This is a genomic window from Limnothrix sp. FACHB-1083 (assembly GCF_014696485.1).
In the GTDB taxonomy this organism is placed as follows: domain Bacteria; phylum Cyanobacteriota; class Cyanobacteriia; order CACIAM-69d; family CACIAM-69d; genus CACIAM-69d.
Map to the genome: position 1 here is coordinate 179,125 of NZ_JACJQD010000009.1, position 22,743 is coordinate 201,867.

18 protein-coding genes are annotated in these 22,743 nt (G+C 56.6%); 5 read left to right on the plus strand and 13 right to left on the minus strand.

The features are described from left to right. Nucleotides 1-29 precede the first annotated feature (29 nt). The 4 genes from clpS to secD form a co-directional block, all read right to left on the minus strand. The gene (clpS, locus tag H6F46_RS13145) at nucleotides 30-317 is read right to left on the minus strand and encodes an ATP-dependent Clp protease adapter ClpS (RefSeq protein WP_099533615.1); all 288 of its coding nucleotides are present in this window, start codon (nucleotides 315-317) and stop codon (nucleotides 30-32) included. A gap of 209 nt (nucleotides 318-526) precedes the next feature. Further along, the gene (locus H6F46_RS13150; protein ID WP_143473041.1) at nucleotides 527-808 is read right to left on the minus strand and encodes a hypothetical protein; all 282 of its coding nucleotides are present in this window, start codon (nucleotides 806-808) and stop codon (nucleotides 527-529) included. 166 nt (nucleotides 809-974) lie between these two features. Further along, a complete protein-coding gene (gene secF, locus H6F46_RS13155) occupies nucleotides 975-1,970 on the minus strand; it encodes a protein translocase subunit SecF (protein ID WP_190355137.1) in 996 nt (331 codons plus the stop codon). A 47-nt stretch (nucleotides 1,971-2,017) separates the two neighbouring features. Next, nucleotides 2,018-3,436: a protein translocase subunit SecD gene (gene secD, locus H6F46_RS13160; protein WP_190355138.1), complete on the minus strand. Its 1,419-nt coding sequence runs from the start codon at nucleotides 3,434-3,436 to the stop codon at nucleotides 2,018-2,020. 428 nt (nucleotides 3,437-3,864) lie between these two features. On the opposite strand from secD, the gene H6F46_RS13165 reads away from it, so the two are divergent. The 3 genes from H6F46_RS13165 to H6F46_RS13175 all read left to right on the plus strand — a co-directional run bounded on the left by H6F46_RS13165 (nucleotide 3,865) and on the right by H6F46_RS13175 (nucleotide 7,457). Beyond that, nucleotides 3,865-5,007 carry a GUN4 domain-containing protein gene (locus H6F46_RS13165; protein ID WP_190355139.1) on the plus strand — a complete coding sequence of 381 codons (1,143 nt, stop codon included), beginning with the start codon at nucleotides 3,865-3,867 and terminating at the stop codon, nucleotides 5,005-5,007. Continuing rightward, nucleotides 5,004-6,692, plus strand: a complete 1,689-nt coding sequence (locus H6F46_RS13170) for a glycosyltransferase family 39 protein (protein ID WP_190355140.1) — start codon at nucleotides 5,004-5,006, stop codon at nucleotides 6,690-6,692. The genes H6F46_RS13165 and H6F46_RS13170 overlap by 4 nt, the downstream gene beginning before the upstream one ends. A 234-nt stretch (nucleotides 6,693-6,926) precedes the next feature. Continuing rightward, nucleotides 6,927-7,457 (plus strand): DUF4149 domain-containing protein, encoded by a 531-nt coding sequence (locus H6F46_RS13175; RefSeq protein WP_190355141.1) that lies wholly within the window; start codon nucleotides 6,927-6,929, stop codon nucleotides 7,455-7,457. A gap of 25 nt (nucleotides 7,458-7,482) precedes the next feature. On the opposite strand, the gene H6F46_RS13180 is transcribed toward H6F46_RS13175, so the two are convergent. The 3 genes from H6F46_RS13180 to trpS form a co-directional block, all read right to left on the minus strand. Next, nucleotides 7,483-7,791, minus strand: a complete 309-nt coding sequence (locus tag H6F46_RS13180) for a hypothetical protein (RefSeq protein ID WP_099533601.1) — start codon at nucleotides 7,789-7,791, stop codon at nucleotides 7,483-7,485. A gap of 14 nt (nucleotides 7,792-7,805) precedes the next feature. Next, a complete protein-coding gene (locus tag H6F46_RS13185; RefSeq protein ID WP_190355142.1) occupies nucleotides 7,806-8,462 on the minus strand; it encodes an SDR family oxidoreductase in 657 nt (218 codons plus the stop codon). Nucleotides 8,463-8,557: 95 nt separating this feature from the next. Continuing rightward, a complete protein-coding gene (gene trpS / locus H6F46_RS13190; RefSeq protein ID WP_190355143.1) occupies nucleotides 8,558-9,577 on the minus strand; it encodes a tryptophan--tRNA ligase in 1,020 nt (339 codons plus the stop codon). 282 nt (nucleotides 9,578-9,859) lie between these two features. Between trpS and H6F46_RS13195 the strand changes: the two genes are divergently transcribed. Next, nucleotides 9,860-10,285: a hypothetical protein gene (locus H6F46_RS13195; protein ID WP_190355144.1), complete on the plus strand. Its 426-nt coding sequence runs from the start codon at nucleotides 9,860-9,862 to the stop codon at nucleotides 10,283-10,285. Here H6F46_RS13195 and H6F46_RS13200 read toward each other — a convergent pair. The 4 genes from H6F46_RS13200 to H6F46_RS13215 form a co-directional block, all read right to left on the minus strand. Further along, complete coding sequence (locus H6F46_RS13200) at nucleotides 10,282-12,381, minus strand: FAD-dependent thymidylate synthase (RefSeq protein ID WP_190355145.1); 2,100 nt, start codon at nucleotides 12,379-12,381, stop codon at nucleotides 10,282-10,284. The genes H6F46_RS13195 and H6F46_RS13200 overlap by 4 nt on opposite strands. 69 nt (nucleotides 12,382-12,450) lie before the next feature. Then, nucleotides 12,451-13,032 carry a dCTP deaminase gene (gene dcd, locus H6F46_RS13205; protein WP_099533595.1) on the minus strand — a complete coding sequence of 194 codons (582 nt, stop codon included), beginning with the start codon at nucleotides 13,030-13,032 and terminating at the stop codon, nucleotides 12,451-12,453. 151 nt (nucleotides 13,033-13,183) lie between these two features. Continuing rightward, nucleotides 13,184-13,714: a cob(I)yrinic acid a,c-diamide adenosyltransferase gene (locus tag H6F46_RS13210; protein ID WP_190355146.1), complete on the minus strand. Its 531-nt coding sequence runs from the start codon at nucleotides 13,712-13,714 to the stop codon at nucleotides 13,184-13,186. A gap of 138 nt (nucleotides 13,715-13,852) precedes the next feature. After that, nucleotides 13,853-15,916, minus strand: coding sequence for a Calx-beta domain-containing protein (locus H6F46_RS13215; RefSeq protein ID WP_190355147.1), 2,064 nt, complete (start codon nucleotides 15,914-15,916; stop codon nucleotides 13,853-13,855). Nucleotides 15,917-16,132: 216 nt separating this feature from the next. On the opposite strand from H6F46_RS13215, the gene ilvC reads away from it, so the two are divergent. After that, complete coding sequence (gene ilvC, locus H6F46_RS13220) at nucleotides 16,133-17,125, plus strand: ketol-acid reductoisomerase (protein WP_099533592.1); 993 nt, start codon at nucleotides 16,133-16,135, stop codon at nucleotides 17,123-17,125. A gap of 301 nt (nucleotides 17,126-17,426) precedes the next feature. Here the strand turns inward: ilvC and H6F46_RS13225 are convergent, their stop codons facing one another. After that, on the minus strand, nucleotides 17,427-19,109 hold the full coding sequence (locus H6F46_RS13225) for an NAD(P)H-quinone oxidoreductase subunit 4 (RefSeq protein WP_099533614.1): 1,683 nt from the start codon (nucleotides 19,107-19,109) through the stop codon (nucleotides 17,427-17,429). Between the two features lie 466 nt (nucleotides 19,110-19,575). After that, nucleotides 19,576-22,548, minus strand: coding sequence for a cation-translocating P-type ATPase (locus H6F46_RS13230; RefSeq protein ID WP_190355149.1), 2,973 nt, complete (start codon nucleotides 22,546-22,548; stop codon nucleotides 19,576-19,578). Between the last annotated feature and the right edge of the window lie 195 nt (nucleotides 22,549-22,743).

The following is a 22,743-nucleotide window of genomic DNA, read 5'->3' on the forward strand; positions in this document are numbered from 1 at the left end:
ATCGCTCAAAACGACTGATGAATTGGTTCTTATTCGTCTGGCTCGATCGTGCTGGTTAGCCCTTTGTTTTTGAGGGTTTCGCAATAAAATTCTGCATGTTCCTGGGCACAGGTAATCACCAAAGCCAAGCCGTTAAAATGGGCTTCCATCATGATGTTAACGGCTTGAGGTTGGGTAAGGCTGCTAACGGTTTGTAACAGCGTTTCCACCACGTATTCCATGGAATTAAAGTCATCGTTATGCAGCAGCACTTTGTAGCGAGGTGCTGGTTTACGGATGGTGGCGGCTGACTTCTTCTCTATGATTTCAACGGACATGGCGTAGTTCCTCGGTAAACGGCATAAGTAACCATTGGGGCGATCGAGCCGTTGGCCTAATTGCTTAAACCCGATTAGCAAGAGGAGCGATCGCTCACTGCAATTCACTCTTTATTATTATCAACTTTTCTCGACAGTCAACTTGCGATCGCGGTTCTGAAAATGCCTAGGTCTGGGGGTTGGTTAAAGCGTTTACGCCTGTGACCCATTTAGGGTTTATGCGGGCGATCGGGCTGCTGATCACAGAAATAATGGCGACCGTAATCGATCAGCGTGGTGACAGTCAGCCCCAGGCAAAGGGACAGGCCAAAAACCGGCCAGCGGTTGAAAAAAATGGCATAGCGCACCGCAGCCCAGGTGAAATAGGTGCGCCAGAGGTCAAACTCTTCGCGCATTGCCCAGAGACTAGCTAGGCCGATCGTGCCCCAACAGAGGACGAGCAGCAACCAGCGCGATCGACTGGGCAAGCGAGAGGAAGAAGGAGCAGGCACGCTTGGGCAAGGGGCGAGGAAGAAAAGACAAACGGCCGATCAAGAAGTCTTTGGGGTCGAGCAAGAAACTGGCATTGGGGCACTCAGCAACAGCAAAGTTGCAGAAGCCCAGCAAACCCACTCAGTAGCTCTATTCAGTAGCCCTGTTCAGCAAAGAAGGGAATGGCTAAATAGAGTCTTGGAGCTTGGTTTCGGTTTCCGTGGCAGGTTTGGGGGGCACATAGCCTGGGCGCGATCGCCACCAGGCCAGCAGAGTACTGGCGATGAAAATACTGGAGTAAGCCCCAGAGATGAACCCAATGATCAGGGCTAGCGAAAAGTCCCGCAGGGTGGAACCCCCAAACAGGAAGATCGCCACAACCGAAAGCAAGGTGCTGGCGGTGGTGTTGAGCGATCGGGTCAGGGTTTGATTCACCGCATCGTTCACCACTGTATCGATCGGGGCGGTGGGATTTTGGGCAATGTTCTCCCGCACCCGATCGTAAATCACCACAGTGTCATTCACGGAAAAGCCAATGATTGTCAGCAGGGCCACGATAAACAGCGTGTCAATTTCCGTGCCGCCAAACCAGCCCATGGCCGCAAATGCCCCGACCGTAATCAGCACATCGTGGATTAGGGCCACCACCGCAAAAATAGCGTAGTCCCACTGGAAGCGAAAACGCAGATAGATCACAATGCCCAGCAGGGACAGCAACACAGCCATCACCCCGGAGTTCAGCACCTGCTGCCCCAGCACGGGCCCCACCGTGTCAATCAGCGTTCCTTGGGCATCAAACTTGCCCAATTTGGCTTCCAGGGCGGTCACCAAGGCCGTGCGCTTCTCGGCCGCTAAATCCTGCGATCGAATGGCGATGATATGTCGGTCTTGGGCCTTGGAGTCCACATCCAACAACTGAACAGCCGCGCCGCCCAAATCCTGTTCGTTCAGCACGGCCCGCACATCGGCCAGCTCCACAGGTTTTTGGCATTGGGGTTGGGCCCCGGTGGCTGGGCAGTCCAGTTGCAGTTGCAGGCGAGTTCCCCCCACAAAGTCCAGTCCCAACTTCAGGGGCGTGCCAAAGGTGACCATGCAACCAATCACGGCGATCGCCCCGGCAACGGTCAAGGCCAGGGACAGCGACCACCACAACCGACTTTTTTCAATAATCTTCAGGTTCATCGCGCTTGCTGATTCAGGAGGGCAGGTGGAAGGGGGCGAAGGGGGCGCTAGTTGCCCGAGCCAGCCGTTTTCAGATTGGCGGTCTTTAAACCGGGGCAATACCACTCAGGACGGCGCAGGGAAGGAATACTGAGGGCCACAAACAACAGAGTGCGGCTACAGGTGAGGGCGGTGAACATGCTCAACAACACCCCGATCGCCAGGGTGAGGGCAAACCCTTTGACCAAACCTGTGCCCAGCCAAAACAGCACCACACAGGCAATCAGGGTGGTGACGTTACCATCCAAAATGCTGGAAAACGCCCGATAGAAACCGGATTCGACCGATCGATAAAGACTCTTGCCCGCTTGCAATTCCTCGCGGGTGCGCTCAAAGATCAGCACGTTGGCATCCACCGCCATCCCGATGCTGAGAATGAAACCCGCAATCCCCGGTAACGAGAGGGTGACGGGCACCAGCGCGAAGACCGCAAAGTTCAACAGGGCATAGATGATCAGGGCCAGGTCTGCCACCACGCCGGGCAGGCGATAGTAGATGGCCATAAAGATCAGCACCAATACCAAGCCACCCACACCGGCCCAAATGCTGCTTTCTACGCTGTCGCGCCCCAAAGTTGCGCCTACGGTGCGGGTTTCCACCAACTTCACGGGCAGGGGCAAGGCTCCACCCTTCAGTTGAATCACCAACTCTTGGGAGGAGTCGGCGGTGAAGTTACCGCGAATTTCGGTGCTGCCGCCGGTAATTCCCAATTGGGCATATTCCGGCCCCACCACGGGTGCGGTTAACAAGTCCCGATCGAGAAAAATACCCAGGCCGCGACCCGTGCCCGCCAGTTTTTTGGTCAGTTCCGCATAGCGATCGGCGGCATCGGCTGAAAAGCGAATAATCACGACCCAAGAGTTACCCAAGCCACCATCCGGGGCGGCTCCCGCTTCCCGGAGATCTTGGCCCGTGAGCACCGCTTTTTCAAACAGTTGGCTAATGGCTTCCTGGCTCCGTTCGATCGCCCGCTGATTTTCGTCGATCGCGGCCTTGTCCCCTGCCTGAATCAGCGCGGCCCGTTTCGCCTTCAGCTCGTCGTAAACTTGCCGTTCCGCTTGGTATTGGGCCTCGGTTCCCGGTTTTTGCTCCCGAAACTCCAGCCGCGCCGTGTTGCCCAAAACTCGCTCCGCCTGTTCCGGGTCGCTGACCCCCGGCAGTTGCACCACCAGCTTGTCGTTGCCGGACGTTTGCACCAGGGCTTCGGAAACCCCCAGCTCATTAATCCGGTTATCAATAACTTTGCGGACGGCCGAGAGATCTTCGGGCGTGACCTGGGGAATTTCCGGCGTGGTCATGACCTGGAGTGTCAATTGGGAGCCACCGCGTAGGTCAAGCCCCAACTGCACGGGCAGGTTAACAATCACGGCGATCGCCGCGATCGTCAACACCACAATGAAACCAAGGGTAAATTTCTGGCGTTGCATAGGCCTCAGGATTGCGCGTCGCCGATCGGCTGAACCAATGACCCCCGAAACGGGCCGGATGTCGCAACGAACATACTACACCGCAACCCCGACCGCCGAAGCGAGTGATCGCGGCTGTAACCCTTGAACTGTTTATAAACCTTCGGCGCTGGATTGGTACTGAACTGAATTGGTACTGAGTTGGCGCTGCATTGATTCTGAACGGCGTTGCCATCAATCTGCGATCCCAACGGTTGATTAACCCCAGCAGTTCAGGCAACGGCCCACAGGGTTCATCAACAGGGGTTCATCAACACGCTGAGCGCCAGGGAATAGGAACCAGAAAATCAGGCAAAATAACCCACAGACAAACGCCGATCGCCCCCGATGGTTGCAAAATCTTGCATAACTGGAGCGATCGCCCGGGGTTGAGCAACGCAGGAGAATGCATGGCTGAGTTATCCACCTGCCTGGACTGTGGCGGAGCGGTGCCCTTGGGGGCGGCGGCCTGTCCCCATTGCGGGGCGATCGACTATTTGGGATTGCCCTGTGCGGTTTGTCAGCAGCCGATCGCCCCCTCGGCGGTGGTTTATTTACCCCAGTTACAGCGCTTCTTTCATGAAGACTGCTTGGCTCAGGTGCAATTAGCCCCGCGCCCCTGTGGCAGTTGTGGAGCCTTGGCCCTGGATGCGTCCTTGGAACATTGCCCCAACTGTGGTGCGCCTCTGGATCACCAGGCCTGTAAATTTTGTGGCCATGCCTTTGCACCAGAGCTGACCGGCTGTGAGGATTGGATCCACAAAGTTGAACGAGATGGCCTGCTTATTTACGAAGATATTGCCCGCCGAGGCGAAGCCCATCGGATTTGTGCGGAAGCAAGGGGCGGGTTTGCCCGCCAAGATTTGTATCAGGATTTGTTTGAAGCATTGAAAGTGGGAGATTGGCGATCGGCCGATCGGGAAACCGATCGGCTAGTGCGTTACTTTGCCGCCCAATGCTCCTTTCTGGAATTACCCACGGCGGAACTGCAACAGATTGATGAGCTATGGGTGACCTACAGTCGCGGGCAATTTGGCTGGAGCATCCAAGCGGCCCTGTGGACGGAATTGGGCGGGCAGCCGGGAGAGTGGGATTCAGAGGTTTATGAGCAATTGGCGGATTATGTGGGCTGGCAAGTGACTCTGTTTGATCCCGATACGGCTGCCCAGGACGACTGGCAACGGCTGGCCCTTTGGTGGCAACGGTTTCGGGGCACTGCGCCCGATCGGGTGGTGGAACTAATTCCTTACAACTCTCTCATTTTTGATCTGTCGGCCCCGGTAGGTCATTTGCCCTACCCCGGTGCGGAGACGGGGCGCAACTTTGCGGCAGGGCGATCGCGCCAAGACTCCTGGGATGTGCCCTATTTGGCACTCCACTGGCCCCCGGCTGATTGGTCGGCCATTGAGGAGGATCGGTTCATGGATGATGACCCAGAGGATTCGTTGAGATTGCCGGCGGATGATGTTCCCGATGATGATGCCCCTGATGATTTCGATGATTTGCCAGATGCCGCCGCTGAAATTGCCCGCGATCGGGACGTGAAGCCATGAGCAGCTCCCCGAAGCGATCGAGCCGATTTGGGAATTTAGGCGGTTTTTGGTGTGGCAGATTTGGGCTGGGCCGATCGGGTTGGGTGATTGGGTTCGTCTTGGTGGTGGCGGTGCTGTTGCGGTTTTCGGCCCTCGATCGCGCGGTTTACTGGTACGACGAAACCATCACCTCCGTGCGCATTGCGGGCTACACTAAGGAGCAAGTGGAGGACTTTTTCCAGCCCCAGGGGCGGCCCGTCGTCCCCGCTGATTTAGTTCCCTTGCAGCGATCGGGCGATCGTCCTTGGCTGGCGACGCTCCACAGCCTGGCCACCGAAACCCCCGACCAAGTACCGCTCTATTACCTGTTGCTGCGGGGCTGGACGCATTTGGCAGGGGACTCGGTAGCGACGATTCGGGCCTTTTCTGCCCTGGTGAGCCTGCTGGTGTTTCCGGCTTTGGTTCTGTTTGGGCAGGCTTGGCTAGCCGACTGGCCCAGGGCGCGATCGGTGATTGGTTTGGCGATCGGTCTGGTGGCCGTTTCCCCGATCCAAGTGGTCTATGCCCGCGAAGCCCGAGGCTACAGCTTGGCGGTGGTGTTGTTTTTGTTGGCCAGTTGGGCCCTGTTGCGTGTTCTGCGGTTCGATCGCTTGGGTAAACCCACTCGATCGGCCTGGATGACCTACGGAGTCTTGGTGGCCTGCAATTTCTATGGCCATTTGCCCTTGGCCCTCGGGATTGCTGCCCAAGGAGCCTACGTGGCCCTGCGGGGATGGCTGGAGCGATCGCACCGGGGTTGGAATGCCTTGCGCCATAACCTTTTGGCCTGGGGTGGTTCCCTGTTGGGGGCATTGGTGCTGTTCAGTCCCTGGCTGGTTTGTTGGCTGACCTATCGAAAGCCCATGGGTTGGATCGATCGGGAGCTGACTTGGGGAACCTTGGTGCAGCGTTGGGGCCTAAATTTCAGCGCGATCGCCCTGGATTGGCAAGCCTGTTTCGATCGGCCCCTGTTTGACATCACTCAGGAAACCGACCCGATCGCCCTGTCCTGGCATTGGCTCCCGATCGGGTTGTTGCTGGCGATGGTTGCACTCAGCATCCGGCGCTTGCTGCGGGTCACGCCGCCGGATATTTGGCTGTTTCCCCTGTTGACTGGCGCGATCGCCCTGCCCTTTGCCCTGTTGGATGCGGTGGATGGCGGCCAGCGATCGACCATTGCCCGCTACTTCCTTCCGGCCTACTTGGCCCTCACTTGGTTGCTGGCCTTTGGTCTCAGCGAAGCTTGGGCTAACCAACGGCGGCGGCCTTGGGCTGCGGGGGCGATCGCCCTGTTGTGGGTGGTGGGGCTGTGGTCCAGTAGCCAAGGCGTGATGGCTCCCACTTGGTGGAACAAATACAGCAGTTACGACGATCCGGCGATCGCCCAGCGGGTGAGCGAGCTTCAGCCACCCGTGGTGATCAGCGGCAATGCTCTGCGGTTGCTTACCCTGGCCCGTCGCCTGCCATCCCAAGCCCAACTGGTTTACCTAGAGGAACCCGATCTGCCCCTTCCTGAAACCATTCAGCGGGCGATCGCCTATCGGCCCAAAACAGAATGGCTCGATCGGATCAAAACCAATCCCCGCTACCAAATCCAGGCGATCGAACCCTTTAACAACACTTGGCTCATTCAAGCGCTCGATCAATCACCCCCCAAAGCGCCCTAGCACTGATCGATCGGCCGGTCGTCAACATTGGAACCTGGCCCATTCTGAAACTTGGGCAATGAGCAACCGAAGAACTTCATTTTTTCGATCAGACCATGATCCTCAATTCTCTAGATTCTTCAGCAATCGCCGGTATTACGGTTCATGTGCAAATCATGAATAAACCCAACAAAGGCTACCGCTGATCTCGGAAGTTTCCTAGGCTAGAAATTGGAATTTAGGAGGCGATCGAGCATGAGTTCTGAATTTAAAACCAGTCTCAGCCACGCTCTCGGTCTGGGGCAATCGGCTTGGAAAATGACCGTTGAGATCGCTCTCTTGTTGTGGGTTGGGGCCACCTTGGCGATCGACCTGGCGGCCATGCCGGCCCTCTACATGGGCGGCATGATGGAGCGGCCCGACTTTGCGCCCGTGGGTTGGTTACTGCTCAATGGGTTCAACCACGTGGGGCTGTTGGTGGCCGGGGTGGTAATGGCCGGTGCGCTGGCCTTGGGATATCGCCACGAAGTGAGCCGCCTCAGCGAGCGGTGGGTGGTGGCGATCGCGGCGGTGCTGATGGCCATTATGTTGATGCAAACCTATTGGCTCGCGCCGACCATGGCGGGGCTAGGGGCTTCCCTGTCTTGGGCTAGCACTGCTCCCTCGGTTCCGGCGGCCATGACCCTTTGGCATGGGGGCTACTTTGGGCTGGAAACCCTAAAGCTGCTGTTGAGTGGCAGCCTGTTGGGGTTATGTGTGCGTGGGGCGGTGGTGCGCCAATCCTAATGGCTTGTTGTGTGTCAGCTTGGGGCTAATTCCCGGGCGTGATCGGGGCGCTGGGGGTGGGTACGCCAATCAGACCAAATTTTTGGAAGGCAATCACCACCCCTACGGAGATGACCGCCCCGATCGCCAGACCGGCCAAAAGCAAGATCAAGAAAGTGCGCTGCATCAATTTTTTGGTGCGCGCATCCACGCTTTGGGGAGCCACTAGCCCGGTGCCGTAGCGATCGCCCCCGGGTTCTCCGGTGGGAGATCCAGGCAGTGAACCGGGCAGTGAACCGGGCAGCGACGACCCAGAACCCCCCAAGGGATTGGGATTGGATGAGTTAGGAAACATTGATCGAACCGCGCTTAAACGCTGGCAAAAAGGGCTGACCAAGGCTGCACGGGGGCATCATCCCGCGCCACGATTTCCACAATTTTGTTGCGGGCCGCCGGTTCCCACAAGGCTTCGACACAAACCTTGGCCACCTGCGATCGGGGAATCGATCCCTCAAAGAGCGTATCGGCAGTGCTCATCACCACAGGGGTGTCCCGATCTTCGTTTTTCAGACCGCCGGGCCGCACGATCGTGTAGGTCAGTCCGCTGTTTTGCAAGTAGCGCTCACCCTGTTGTTTCCAAAACAGAATCAACCAAAACAAATTCAGCGGGTGGAGCAGTTTGGACACACAAAGGGAAGAGACCAGCACCAACTGCTCAATGCCCGCCGCCTTGGCTGCATCGGTTAAGTTCTTGGTTCCCAGATAATCCACCTGCAAGGGCCCCGTTGGATCCAAGCTGGGCCTGGCTCCGGCAGCGCTCAAAACCACTGTGCAACCGGCTAAGGCAGAGTCGATCGAGCGGCGATCGAGTAAATTGCCCTGCACCACTTCCACCGAATCCGGCAAAATCGCGCGAGCGGTGGCCAAATCGCGCACCACGGCCCGCACGGGCACTTGGCGATCGACCAAGGCTTGCACAATTCGCCGGCCCGTTTCGCCGGTTGCACCAAACACCACGGCTTTCATCGCAGTTTCCGTCTCCCTTGTCCAGTTGGTTATGGTCTCAAATTCCGGGGCCGCACCGATCGCCCGTCAGCGGGTGATTAACCCTCGAATCGGCCCTAAAGCGGTCGCGAATAGCCCAAAGCATCCTTCACCCGAAGCAGGGTGGCATTGGCCACGGCGGCCGCCTTTTCGCGGCCATCCCGCAACACAGATTCCAGATAGCCCCGATCGCCCATCACCTCGTTATATTTTTGCTGAATTGGCTCCAGCGCCGCGATCGTCGTTTCCGTCAGCAGGGGCTTGAACTGTCCCCAACCCATGTCGGCACATTCCGTCGCCACTTCCTCGCGGGATTTGCCGGACAAAATTTGATAGAGACCCAACAGGTTGTGGCATTCGGGGCGATCGGGGTTATTAAACTCCAAACCGCGCTGGGGGTCGGTTTTGCAGCGCTTAATTTTCCTGGCGATCGTGTCGGGGCTGTCCAACAGCTCAATCCGGCTCATCTCCGTCGGATCCGACTTCGACATCTTCTTCGTCCCGTCCGTCAGGCTCATCACGCGGGCCCCTTCCTTGCGGATGGCGGGTTCAGGCACTTTCAGAATCGGCCGCTCCTCGCTGCCGTATTGATGATTCACCCGAATCGCCACATCGCGGGTTAACTCCAAGTGCTGCTTCTGGTCTTCGCCCACCGGCACCAAATCCGCGTCATAAAGCAAAATATCCGCCGCCATCAACACCGGATAGTCCAGCAGACCCACACTGACATTTTCGCCTTGCTTCAGGGCCTTTTCCTTAAACTGAATCATCCGCTCCAGCCAATTCAGGGGCGTGACGCAATTTAGCAACCAAGCCAATTCGCTGTGGGCGCTCACGTGGGATTGGATGAAGATTGTGGAGCAACTGAGGTCAATTCCACAGGCCAAGTAGAGGGCGGCAATCTTGAAGCTGTCTGCGGCCAACACCGCCGGATTGTGGGGAACGGTGATGGCGTGCAAATCCACCACACAGAAGAAATTGTCGTACTGGTGCTGATCGACGACCCAATTACGGATTGCGCCCAAATAGTTGCCGAGGTGGATGCTGCCGGTGGGTTGTACGCCGGAGAGAACTCGTTTTTTGCTGGTTTGGCTCATGGGTTGCAAAGGGGGCCGATCGGGTGGAGCAGTTTTCTAGGTTGTCTGGGCGGCGACGAGGGAAACGATCGATGGCTCTTGTTCGTCTAGCAATTCCAACGGGGGAACTGCTGGCGTTTCTTGCCACCGCTTAGGAATCCTAGCGCGGCAGTTCGCCGGATTCAATCTGGATGACGATCGGGTTGGATAGCGATCTGGGTGCAGGCTGGGGCAATAACTTGGCTACAATCCGAGAAATTTTGCCTGAATTGTTGAGCTTGATTAGTGAAGAGGGCGATCGCGATGGGGCGGGTTATGGTCTGGGGATGGCGTTTGAGCGGCGGGGCGATCGGAGTCTTGTTGGGCGTGGGGTTAGGGACAATGGGGGCGATCGCCCAACCGGCAGCCCCCAGTGGCTCTTCGGGCAGCAGCCCCAAGCCCTCTTTTTTTGAAGAGTCCCGGCGGCCGGCCCGCACAGGCTTTTCCGAAACCTTTGTGATTGATGCCCTGGACGGGATGGCGGATCCTCTGGGTGGGCGCGGCGCAACCGGTAGCGGCACACCCAGCACCGTGAGCGAGGGAGCCAATCGCCCCCGCAGCAACACCCCTAGCGCCACACCGAACAATCCCAGCTCTCCAGTACCGCCCGGGCTGCCCCCTGGGTTCGATCGCACCACCGTGATTATCATTCGGCCAACTGTTCGGCCAACTGTCAGTAATCAGCGCTAGGGCGACAACCGCGCCTTACCCAACCGATTGGTTTCATACCAATCGGCCAAGGCCGGCATCCAATCTTTGAAATGCACCATCAACAAGTCGCACAGCTTTTGAATTTCCAACTGTGCGTCAGCTTTGGCTCGCAAATCGAGAATGTGCATGAGCGATCGGGCATTGCAACTCATCACGAAATGCTGGCGCACATCGAAGGGAATCAACCCGCGAGCGTGCTCTTCGGACAGGCCTTCCTCAATCCGTTGCTTATAGCGCTTGCAAGCTTCTAAGCACCAATCCAAATCCGCTTGCCGTTGCTCAGGCGAATAAAAATACTTTTTCCCTTGGCGATCGGCGTAGTAACCAACCGGCCGCAGGTAGAAAATTTCCTCAAGCGATCGAGTGCCATTCAAAACATCCAAAATTCGCATTCCCGAATATCGGAAGGAATTGTGAACCACGAGTCCGTTAGCCACAAAGTTGTGCCAATCTCCACTCACCTCCAAGTCATAGGTCATCTGGACTCCCAAGTATTCCACCGCAATCACCCGCACAGGATGAGCTTTCAACTTCCGACTGGGTGGCTTGGGTTTTTCTAGCCAGCAGCTTGGATCAGCCATGACTAACCCTTGCTGGTGAAAACGTTCAGCAAAGGCTTTTTCTTGATGATTGTGGTGAATTGTTTGATGACAGTCGCAACAGAGCGTCACTAAATTATCAAATTCATAAGCCAGCCCAGGGTTCGCAAAAACTGGCACTAAATGGTGGGCATGGAGTTCCCCGCCGCGTACACCACAGTTTTGGCAAGTGTAATCAAATTTTTGATGTACTTGGGGGGCGATTTGTCTTGTCCAAGCTGCATTCATCGTGCGTTCCGAAGAAACCCCGCCGCGCCAAAAATTAGATTCCGAACCCCGGCGAGTGAATTGACAGCTCAGGGCGCGTCGAGCTTGACGGGAATCGTCTGATAAATGCAGGCTATAGCCCCCTCGATTTTTGTTCCAGGGTGTTGCCTGGCCAGCGGGGCGTTTGTTGAGAGTTAACCCGTAGTGATACACCCATTTTTTAATTGCAGAGACGGAACAACCCGCCAGGACAGCCATTTCATCCGCATAGGATCCGGCTGCAATCTGGTCTTTTAACCACTGAATATCCCTATGTACGGGACAATCCTGATTCTTAAATTTGGGTTGTTCACCTGCGCGTCGTCCAGGGTGGCTTTTGGGCAAGGTCAAACCATAGCGCTCTGACCAAATGCGAATGGTTTTAGAGCTGCAACGGGCCAGGCGAGCGATTTCCGGTGCGGTTTTCCCCTGCTGAATTTGATACGTTAACCAGGCTTGGTTTTGGTAAGTGGGTATTTCCGCAGAAACAGCAATCCCGTTGCACATGACAAAGCGATCGCGCTCAATCCGTAGAACCTCACCTTGTTCGTCCACGACTAGCCCAACAGCTTCTGCCATTGTTTTCCAGCCCTGATCTGTGAACAAACGATGGTTCGTGGTGCAGTCCAATGTCTTTCCATTTTCGAGTGTCACTCGATAAACGGGTTGCAGACCACTGCACATCACGTCTTGAATATGACCCGTTTCAAAAAAGCCGGTTTCTTCATTGAGCACCCGCAATCGCATTTTTTGCAGGCGTTTTCGACAACTTCGTCGATAGGTTCCTGGTGGTTCACCATGGCGACCTCGAATTTGGCGCTCTCGGATAGACCGTTCGCCATTTGTCCAGAGGTCATGAAGTTCAGCGATCGTTCTTTTGTGTTTTTGACTAGTTTCACCTTCACAGTTAACAAAGGTAATTTCTGTGCTGCCTGCTAGACATTGAACATCGAAGGAGATTCCTACTCGATGAGTCCGCAATTGTTGCATGGTTGAATGGGGGAAAAAGCCCACATTAAACACAATTTGCGGATGCTCAATCGGCCCAAAATGTCCCCGATTTCCCTGTAAGAGGTGCTTGATAATTAATTCACCCGCTCGGGCCTCGTCGGGGAATTGATCGCGCTCATCAACCACAAAGTTTTCCGAATAATCCTGGTGCATGGCTGCCCACACCAACTGCTGAGGATTGGGCATGGCGGAAAGCACTTCAACGCGAAACAGATCCATGACGTTCGAGGGAAAGCGACAATGAGGGGCAGGAAAAGGGAGATGGATAACCGGTAAACTGGGTGCGAATTAGACTCGGGCAATCACGATCGACTCGGGTTGGTCTTGATATTTCCCCCGGCGGGTTTCATAGCTGACTTCGCAAGGATCCCCTTCCATAAAGAGCAATTGCACAATGCCTTCGTTGGCATAGATCCGGCAATCGGCGCTCGATGCGTTGGAAATTTCCAGGGTCAAATGGCCGCGCCAGCCTGCCTCTGCTGGGGTCAAGTTGGCAATCAAGCCGACACGGGCGTAGGTGCTTTTGCCGATGCAAAGGACGGTGATGGTGTCGGGAATTTGCAAATGCTCTAGGGCGACTCCGAGGCCGTAGGAGTGGGCCGGCAGGATGAAAAATTCACCGTTCTCATCGCGGTGTAGCTCGGCGGGATCCAGGTTGGCGGGGTTGAAGTTTTTGGGATCAACGACTGTGCCAGGAATGTGGCGAAAAATTTTGAATTCCTTGGGCGACAGGCGGATGTCATAGCCAAAACTGCTGCACCCATAGGAGATGACGGGATGCTGTTCGATGCGCCGTACAAGTTTTGGCTCGAAGGGGGAAATCATCCCTTGGCGGGCCATCTCGGTAATCCAGGCATCGTTCTTGAGCATGATCGTCAGCGAGTGAGGTAGGGCAGCAAGCCACCTTAGCATAAAGCAGCCTTGGGCTTGCTACCCCTGGCTGTGATGGCTTTCGGGGGCGGCGCAATCTAGGGCACAGTCCCGATCGAGCAGACCAGCCCACACCAGCCAGAGTTAACGATCAAGAACGACGACTGCGACGCACTTCGGTGATTTGGTCAGCCGCATCCAACAGCGATTGAGGTACGTCGGGCCCAGTCAAAATCACGTCCAGGTGTTGCGGGCAGCGATCGAGCAGATCCAGCACTTCCTTGCAGTCGATCGCCCCCAGCCGAATTGCCAAGCTCAATTCATCCAACACGATTAGCTCGTATTGTCCCGATTGCACCCGATCGACCACCTGTTGCCAAAGATCGCGAATGGCGGCGATTTCTTCCGGCGTGGGCTGGGCTTCATCCAAATTGCGCGAGAGGTCACAACGCAGCCAATCCAGCCGTTGCACCAAGGAGATCGGATGGTCGCTGCCCTGACGAATACCGCCCTTGAGGAATTGGGCCACTAACACCGACTGTCCCTGGCCGGCCACGCGCAGGGCCTGGGCCATTACATCTGTCAGAAACGTTCGCCGGGGCGCGGTAAACACCTGCACCAAACCATGAGCGAGGGAGTTGGACGATCGCGATAGGGTGGAAACCTCAAGTTGCGAGACCATAGCTGATGGGACACCCACAATATCTAGCGTGAAACAGAAAACCTTTTTCAGTCAAACACTAGATATGCGACCCGTCAATGTTGAAGCAAATCAAAATTTTTGCTGTTCAGCAGGCTACGAATTGCCGTGACGAGCAGCTTAGCCGATCGCGATGTCGTCCAAAATCAGCTTGTCTGCTTGGCTGCCGAAGGTGACCGATCGGGCAATACCACTGAAGTTCACCACGAAGGGATCGCGGGTCAGGGCATAGGCTCCCACGGGTAAGTTGCTGTCGGCTGTCAGGGGCAGATCGATGATGGCCAAAATGTTTCCGGTGCCGTTGGGCCCATCGTAGAGCGTCACTTCATGGCGGCCATCCCCATCGGGATCCCGGCGCGGATCAAGGGCAAAGGGGGCCGCATAACGGAAACTAAGTCGATCGCGAAACCCGTTGGCCACGGTCATCACAATCGATCGCCCTTCTCCGTAGGTCATCACTTGGGCGGCAGCTCCGGCATTCAGCAGCGGATCGGTGAAGTTGCCGCTGCCACCCGCGTTGTAATCCAAAATTCCTAGGGCATTGCTGGAAAATTGAACGCCCGTAATCGGATCCGTGCCGATCGGCTGGAGATCGCGCACTTGCCCAAAGTTGACCTGGGCTGTGAATCGATCGTTATCGGCAATCTCCAACACGGCCGTATTTTGCCGCCCCAGCAAGGCCCCGCCCGTCGGGTTCACCAGGGCCAGATTCACCACTTCGGTGGTTTCCAACAGGGCATCATCCCCGATCGAGAATTGAATGGTTTTGGGTGTGGTGTCCCCGTCGGCAAAACTCACCAGAGTGCTGGCAGGAATGCCAAAATCAGCACCGGGAACCGCCGTGCCGCTGGTGGTGGAAATGAGGGCGGTGACGGGGCCGCTGCTGCCGTTGCTGCGGGTGACCGTCACCGAGGCGATCGCCTGGCCTTCCACCACGCTAAAAACCGGCTGGCTGAAGGATAAAGTTCCGGCGGGGCCGTCGTTGTCGATGATTTCCAAGCGGGCGGCGGGGCGTTCTCCGGTGCTGGCTCCGTTGGTCAGGTTCACCAGCCGCAAAATGGCGCTGCGGGTTCCATCCTCCACAAAGTTGTCAATCAGAGGAACCCGGACAAATTGGGTGGTGCTGTCTCCGTCGGCAAACCGCACCACGGTGGGTTCCGGTGCGCCCAGGTCGCGGAAGACGATCGCGCTGTCATTGACAATATCGATCGTGGCGGTAATTTCGCCGTTGGTGCCCCCCGTGCGCGTGATGGCGATCAGGGCGGAGCCATCGCTTTCTTCAACGCTGTAGACGGAGCCGCTGAAATCCAATCGTCCCGGTGAAGCCGCTGAAGGCTGGTCATTGTCCTCAATCAAGAGGGTCGCCTGCGTGCGATCGCCCAGTTTGCTGCCCCCGGTTGGATCCGCCAAGGTGAGGCGCAGGGTTTCCGTTCCCTCCACCAGTAGGTCATCCACCAACGGCAACACCACCGAGACCGATCGCTCATCGGCCCCAAACTCCGCCACGATCGGCCCATCCAAGCGCAAATCTTGGCCCAAGATCGCCGTGCCATTGCTCACACCCACCGTGACCGTTTTGGTGGTGATTGGCGATTTCAGAAAGGGAAAACTGCGCTCAATGCGAATACTGGTGAACGGTGTGCCATCTTCCCGAATCTGAAAAGTGCTGTCGCTAAATTGCAGCACCTCCGCTTCCACGAAGCGATCGCGCCCCAAGTCTGCCAACCGCACATTGGCCACCCGGGCCAGCAGATTGGTCGTGCCCTTCAGAAAAATCAGCACTTCGCCGGGGCTGTCGGTGGTGCTGGTGGCGATGGTGTCATTGGCGCGATCGCTAACCCGCACAATCTCCAAATCCTCGAACCGCAGCCCCGGAGCCAGCCCAATTCGATCGCTCGTTGGATCAAAATCCTCAATCCGTTGCAGGGCCGTTGCTGTGCCGGTTCCAGCCTCAATCACAAAAATATCGCTGCCCGCCCCACCCCGCAGGCGATTATCTCCCTCGTTGCCGCCCAGGATGTCGGCTCCAGCACCGCCGATCAGGGTGTCGTTGCCCAGGCCGCCGTAGAGGATGTCATCGCCACTGGTTCCCGTCAGGGAGTCATTGCCCCCCTGCCCCAAAACCGCCTGGGCTTCCGTCAAATTCAGCCGATCATCCCCATCGGTCAGCACTAGCAACGCCATACCCAAACCTCTCTCAACGTTCCCTATAAATCGCTTGACGACCAATCCTCGATCGCGTTCCCCAAGGGCAACCTGAGCCAAATCAACGGTTCCCGTACCGTTTGACGTTTGGCCCACAGGCAACCTGAGCCGGGCCAACGGTTCCCGTGCCGTTTTGCGCTAGGATCGAACACTTGCAATGCCCCTTGCACGGCCCACGTCCGAAGGAGAAATCAAATGGCTCGGTTGTACTACGACAACGACGCAAACCTAGACCTGCTGAACGGCAAAACCGTCGCGATCGTCGGCTATGGCTCCCAAGGCCATGCCCACGCCCTTAACCTCAAAGATAGCGGCGTAAACGTCATTGTCGGCCTTTACGAAGGCAGCAAATCCACCGCCAAAGCGCGGGAAGCCGGTCTAGAAGTCGTGTCCGTGGCCGAAGCCGCCAAGCGTGCCGACTTCATCATGATTCTGCTGCCCGATGAAGTGCAAAAGACCGTTTACAGCAACGAAATTCTGCCGAACCTGAGCGCGGGCAAATTGTTGGCCTTCGCCCACGGCTTCAACATTCACTTTGGCCAAGTGGTTCCCCCCGCCGATGTGGACGTGGTGATGGTGGCTCCTAAGGGCCCCGGCCATCTGGTGCGCCGCACCTATGAGCAAGGCCAAGGCGTGCCTGCTCTGTTTGCGGTTTATCAAGACGCAACCGGCAAGGCCCGTGACCTGGCCATGGCCTACGCCAAGGGCATCGGCGGCACGCGCGGCGGCATCTTGGAAACCACCTTCCGCGAAGAAACGGAAACCGACCTGTTTGGTGAGCAAGCGGTGCTTTGCGGTGGCTTGAGCGCCTTGATCAAGGCAGGTTTTGAAACCTTGGTGGAAGCGGGTTATCAGCCCGAGTTGGCTTACTTCGAGTGCTTGCACGAAGTGAAGCTAATTGTGGACTTGGTGGTGGAAGGTGGTTTGGCCAAGATGCGCGACAGCATCTCCAACACGGCGGAATACGGCGATTACGTGACGGGCCCCCGCATCATCACTGACGAAACCAAGGATGAAATGCGTCGGGTGCTGAAGGATATCCAAGATGGAACCTTCGCCCGCAATTTCGTGTTGGAAAATCAGTCCGGTAAGGCTGGCTTCACGGCCATGCGTCGTCGGGAAGCAGAACACCCGATCGAGGAAGTCGGCAAGGATCTGCGGGCCATGTTTAGCTGGATGCAGAAATAGGATTCCCAGGAATTTCCTAGGGTGTCTTTAGCAAATTAATCATGCCTGAATCCAAGCTTATGAGTCTGGATGCGGCTTGAAAAGATAGCTTGCCAGGGAGTCGATCGACTCCCTTTTTTGATCTGTATTTTTTCGATCTGTAATTTTTTTTGGGCTGTATTTTTGCGGATCTGGTAACTGAATCGGGGGCGATCGACCATCCTCTTGAGATAGCGATCGCCCCCGATCGAAGTCTATTCAGTTAACCAAATGAATTGACCGAGCGGCGAAACCGGGCATTTTCCAACCCGGTTCCACTGCCCTATTCCGCCAGCGTCGGAGCCTGAGCCACCTTCTGGGCGATCGACCGTTGGAACAGACCCTGGGCAAAGAACTCAGGATTGGCCTTCGCGATCGTGTAAGACTCCCGCACCTGCGAGTTCACGGCCACCGTCTTCACGTCATAGACCTTCGTGGCCAGTTGCGGATACACCCCGATCGCCACGATCGGAATCAGGAACGCCATCGAAATGGCCACCTCACGCTTCCGGGCATCCCGGAACACGGCCTGATCCGGCAACACGCAATCGGTACCGAAACAAACTGCGCCTTCCACATCCTGGTTTTGCAGGCCCGCATTGCCCACCTCGCAAGCCAGATCCGCACTCGTGCCGTAAAACACCTGACGCAGCATCGACAGCAGATAAATCGGCGTGAGAATCACACCCACCGCAGCCAAGAACACCGTCACCGTGCAGAACGTGGAGCTATAGATATCGCTGCTGGTGAACCCAACGAACACCGCCAGCTCACTGGCAAAACCGCTCATCCCCGGCAGCGCCAAGGAAGCCAGCGCCCCCGCCGTGAACAGTGCAAACACCTTCGGCATCAGTTGACCCATGCCGCGCATTTGATCCATCGCCAGGGTGTGGGTGCGGTCATAGGTCACACCCGCCAAGAAGAACAGCAGTGCTGCAATCAGACCATGGGACAGCATTTGCAGCATTGCGCCGCTGACTCCCAAGTCGGTGAACGAAGCGATGCCCAGCAACACAAAGCCCATGTGCGATACGGACGAATAGGCCAAGCGGCGCTTCATATTCGTTTGGGCAAAGGAAGCGAAAGCACCATAAATGATGTTCACCACCCCCAGAATGGCCAGTACCGGTGCGAAGTAGATGTGGGCATCGGACAGCAATTCCAGATTCAGGCGAATCAACCCGTAGCCGCCCATTTTCAACAGCACACCCGCCAGAATCATGGACACGGGTGCAGAAGCTTCCCCGTGGGCATCCGGCAACCAAGTGTGCATGGGGAAAATGGCTAGCTTGACCCCAAATGCAATCAACAAACCCGCATAGAGCAACAGTTCCAAGCCCAAGGAATAGTTCTTGAGGGCCAAGTCTGCGATGTCAAAGGTGACGGGGCCGTCGCCGGACAGGGCCAAGGCCAAACCAGCAACCAAGATAAAGATCGAAGCGGCAGCGGTGTAAATCAGAAACTTGGTGGCGGCGTAGCGGCGCTTTTGACCGCCCCAAATGGAAACCAGTAGATACACCGGAACCAGTTCCAATTCCCACTGAATGAAGAGCAGCAGCAGGTCTTGGGCCACGAACACCCCGATTTGGGCTGCATAGAGCACCAACATCAGGAAATAGAACAGCCGGGGCTTGCGATCGACCTGCCAGGAGGCCCACATGGCCAACGTGGTGACGAATCCAGCCAACAGGACAAGGGGCATCGAGATGCCGTCAACGGAGACAGCCCAGCTAAAGCCGATTTGCGGCAGCCAGGGATATTTTTCAACCAGTTGGAAGCTGGAGTTGCTGGAGTCGTAGTGCGTCCAGAACGTATAGACCATCAATAGAAAGTCCAATACGCCGACGCTGAGTGCGAACCAGCGGACGGTTTTGCCGTTGCGATCGGGGAGGAGGGGAATCAGGAAGGCCGCGATCAGCGGAAACAGAATGATCGCGGTCAGCCAGGGAAAATGATCCGCCATGATGGTGGTGAGCAAGAATACTTACTGCCTTATGGATGTTGCTATTCTACTGACTTCGTAAAGCGTTATTCATAAATCTTTTTTGCCGTAAGTAAAGAATTAAAAATGGAAATTTTGGGCAATTGTTGCCAAAAATCCTGCTATGGAGCCATTTGGGTGTTCAAGATTGCCGACGAGATCATGATCAGGAATGTCAGTGATTGTTCATGAATTGATAAAGAAATCTAAACTTTCAGTTCAGTAGACCTGAAGACTGGCTCGATCGCGTTACATTTAGCAATTTTTTGATCACCGGCCGCTGTCTTCAGGGAGGCGATTCTGTTCGCGGCGATCGTGCTTTGGGCCTTGATCGCCACCAGCCATCAAAAGCCATTAAAAACAAGCCATAAAAAAGGGGGACGATCGCCCCCCATCATGCTCATGCCAGTGATTTCAGTAATTTCACTGCTTGCGGCTGAATGCCGATCGCCTAGCGCTTGTTCCAGAACCAACGGAGGAACAGCTTTTCGCCCTCAATCCAAACCACAATCAGGGCGCTGAAGCCAAGACAAACCAGCAGTTCCGTGAAGTCCAACGCCGAAGTGCCAAAGAAAGATTGCAGCGGCGGCAGGTAAACCAACGCCAGTTGCAACAGCGTGGTGAGCGTCACCGACCAGAGCACATAGGGATTGGAGAACATATTCATTTCCACAATCAGCTTCGTGTCCGATCGCACGGCCAAAGCGTGGCCCATCTGGGCAATGCAAAGGCTCGTGAAGACCATGGTTTTCCAGCTTTCGGGGTGGTCAGTGCCTTGGGCATAGTTATAGGACCAAACCATGAGAACGATGGTGACCACCGCAAACACAATCCCGATCCGCACCATGTAGGCCCCCAATCCACGCGCGAAGATGCCTTCGTGGGGGGCATGGGGTGGCCGCTGCATCACGTCCGGGGAAGCGGGTTCCATTGCCAGAGCCAAGGCCGGCAACCCATCGGTTACCAAGTTCATCCACAGAATTTGCAGGGGCGTGAGGGGCACCAAATCGCCACCCACCTGGGAAATGGGGATGATCAGAGGAGCGCTGGCGATCGTCAGCACTTCACCGATGTTGGAGCCGAGGATGTATTTCACGAAGCGGCGAATGTTGTCATAAACAACGCGGCCTTCTTCGGTGGCGGCAACGATCGTGGCGAAGTTGTCATCCAGCAGCACCATGTCACTGGCTTCTTTGCTGGCATCAGTGCCGGTGATGCCCATGGCGATGCCGATGTTGGCCTGCTTGAGGGCGGGCGCGTCGTTCACGCCGTCGCCGGTCATGGCGGCGATTTTGCCTTGGTGTTGCAGGGCTTTCACAATCCGCAACTTGTGTTCTGGGGAAACGCGGGCATAGACAGAAACGCGGCCCACAGCTTCTTCCAGTTCCCCTTGGGTCATCCTTTCCAGTTCCGTGCCGGTCAAGACCCGATCGCCCTCGGCGGAAATGCCCAATTCCTGGGCGATCGCTTTGGCGGTCAGTTGGTGGTCACCGGTAATCATCATTGGGCGAATGCCGGCCATGCGACAGCGGGCCACGGCTTCATTCACTTCCGGGCGCGGCGCGTCCATCATGCCCACCAATCCGAGCCAAATTAGGTTCTGTTCGGGGTCGGTGGCGGAGCCGTTCGGTTCCGGTGAATGATTGTTGGCTTCGGGGGGCAGTTGATCCAAGGGTTTGTAGGCCAAGCCCAAGACCCGTAGCCCTTTGCTGGCCAGTTGGTTATTGCGCTCCAAAATGTCGGCTCGATCGGCTGGGCTCAGGGGACGGGCCTCAACACCGCTTTGGACGCGATCGCACCGTTCCAGCAACAATTCTGGCGATCCCTTGCTGGCCATCAAAACCTTGGCGGGGCCGGTGATGGCTGTCAACGACAGGGGCCCGGCCTGATCGGTGCGCACAAACACGCTCATCCGTTTGCGATCGGACGAAAACGGAATTTCAGCGGCGCGGGGATAGCGCTTCGTCCACTCTTCTTGACTCAGGTTGCCTTTGCCGGCCAGGGCCAACAGCCCTCCTTCGGTGGGGTCACCAATGATCATCCAAGGCGACTTGCCCCGATCGGTCACGGTTTTGTCGCACTGCAAAATGGCATCGTTACAGAGCACGCAGGCCGACAGCAGCAAATATACGTCCGGCGCTTCCTGGGCCAAGGTTTCGGCGGCGATCGGCTCACCCACTGGGCCCGTCGCATCCACCGGTTGCAGAGAGCCGAAGGGTTCGTACCCTTGGCCCGTGACCCGCACGGAGCGATCGCAAAGCTCCAGGGCCTGCACAATCATCTTGTTTTGGGTCAGCGTCCCGGTTTTGTCGGAACAAATGGTGGTGACTGAGCCAAGGGTTTCCACGGCCGGTAGCTTGCGAATCAGGGCATGGCGACGCACCATCCGCTGCGTTCCCAAGGCCAGCGTCACGGTAATTACGGCGGGCAATCCTTCCGGAACCACAGCCACCGCCATACTGAGAGACACTTCCAACAGCTTGCGGAAGTTTTCCCAACCCAGGGCAAAGGTTCCACCCACCACCACCAGCACCACCAACACCATGGAGCCGGTGACCAGGGCCTTGCCCAACTGCTCCATCCGCTGTTGCAGGGGAGTTTCTTCCGCTTCCACGGACTGGATCATGGTGGCAATTTTGCCCAGTTCCGTCCGCATTCCGGTTTCCGTGACCAGCACCTTGCCGCGGCCCTGAATCACTTCCGTGCCTTGAAACACCAGGTTGAGGCGATCGCCCAGGGATGTTTCCGGATCCAGGGTCAAATTCACCTGCTTATCCACCGCATGGGCTTCCCCGGTCAAGGCGGCTTCTTGAATTTGCAGATTGGCCAGTTCCAGAATTCGGCCATCGGCGGCCACCTGGTTTCCGGCTTCAATCAACATCACATCGCCGGGAACCAGTTCCTTGGCATCCACTTCCAGGATTTGCTGATCTCGCTGCACCCGAACTCGGGGGGATGACAATTTTTTGAGGGCGGATAGGGCTTTTTCGGCCCGACTCTCCTGCAAATAGCCCAACGTGCCGTTCAAAATCACGATCACAAAGATGGCCAAGGCATCCTTGGGAAAGGGAAATTTGCCCTGTTGGAAGCCTTCCGCCAAGCTGAGGTTGGCCTGTTGGGTGCTTTGCCAACCTTCAAACAAATCCAGGCCGGCGGACACGAAGGCAACCCCGATCAGCATCAGCAACATGATGTCGCCAAACTGACCCAACAGAATTTCCCAAACGCTGCGGCCACCGCCGTCATCAAGTTCGTTGGGCCCGTATTGGGCCAGCCGATCGCGCACTTCGGCGGAACTGAGGCCGGTTTCGGGTCGGGCTTGCAACTGCTCGATCGCGGCTTGTGGATCCAGGGAATGCCAGGCCACGGGCTTGGCTGCCGCCGCGTTGGGGGTGGCCGTGCGGGCAGGAGAGTCAATAGTCATAGATCTGGAGGGGGTGGGTGACCAAACCCGATCGCTCTAGTGGGATGGTGGGCGATCGCGGGGTTTGGGATCAGAAAATTTGCAAATGGGCTTTGGTCGCGTTGGTCGCTAAAAATTGCGATCCCCTAAGGCGAGATGAGTCAGCGGGATCGGCTGGCACTATTATATAGTGCTATCAGGATCGCAATCGATCTT

Bases quoted from the DNA above. Each gene is read 5' to 3' on its own strand.
- H6F46_RS13175 (WP_190355141.1), top strand. From the start codon at position 6,927: ATGAGTTCTGAATTTAAAACCAGTCTCAGCCACGCTCTCGGTCTGGGG.
- H6F46_RS13180 (WP_099533601.1), bottom strand. From the start codon at position 7,791: ATGTTTCCTAACTCATCCAATCCCAATCCCTTGGGGGGTTCTGGGTCG.
- secF (WP_190355137.1), bottom strand. From the start codon at position 1,970: ATGAACCTGAAGATTATTGAAAAAAGTCGGTTGTGGTGGTCGCTGTCC.
- clpS (WP_099533615.1), bottom strand. From the start codon at position 317: ATGTCCGTTGAAATCATAGAGAAGAAGTCAGCCGCCACCATCCGTAAA.
- H6F46_RS13170 (WP_190355140.1), top strand. From the start codon at position 5,004: ATGAGCAGCTCCCCGAAGCGATCGAGCCGATTTGGGAATTTAGGCGGT.
- trpS (WP_190355143.1), bottom strand. From the start codon at position 9,577: ATGAGCCAAACCAGCAAAAAACGAGTTCTCTCCGGCGTACAACCCACC.
- H6F46_RS13165 (WP_190355139.1), top strand. From the start codon at position 3,865: ATGGCTGAGTTATCCACCTGCCTGGACTGTGGCGGAGCGGTGCCCTTG.
- H6F46_RS13210 (WP_190355146.1), bottom strand. From the start codon at position 13,714: ATGGTCTCGCAACTTGAGGTTTCCACCCTATCGCGATCGTCCAACTCC.
- H6F46_RS13230 (WP_190355149.1), bottom strand. From the start codon at position 22,548: ATGACTATTGACTCTCCTGCCCGCACGGCCACCCCCAACGCGGCGGCA.
- ilvC (WP_099533592.1), top strand. From the start codon at position 16,133: ATGGCTCGGTTGTACTACGACAACGACGCAAACCTAGACCTGCTGAAC.
- H6F46_RS13200 (WP_190355145.1), bottom strand. From the start codon at position 12,381: ATGGATCTGTTTCGCGTTGAAGTGCTTTCCGCCATGCCCAATCCTCAG.
- H6F46_RS13195 (WP_190355144.1), top strand. From the start codon at position 9,860: ATGGGGCGGGTTATGGTCTGGGGATGGCGTTTGAGCGGCGGGGCGATC.
- secD (WP_190355138.1), bottom strand. From the start codon at position 3,436: ATGCAACGCCAGAAATTTACCCTTGGTTTCATTGTGGTGTTGACGATC.
- H6F46_RS13185 (WP_190355142.1), bottom strand. From the start codon at position 8,462: ATGAAAGCCGTGGTGTTTGGTGCAACCGGCGAAACGGGCCGGCGAATT.
- dcd (WP_099533595.1), bottom strand. From the start codon at position 13,032: ATGCTCAAGAACGATGCCTGGATTACCGAGATGGCCCGCCAAGGGATG.
- H6F46_RS13215 (WP_190355147.1), bottom strand. From the start codon at position 15,916: ATGGCGTTGCTAGTGCTGACCGATGGGGATGATCGGCTGAATTTGACG.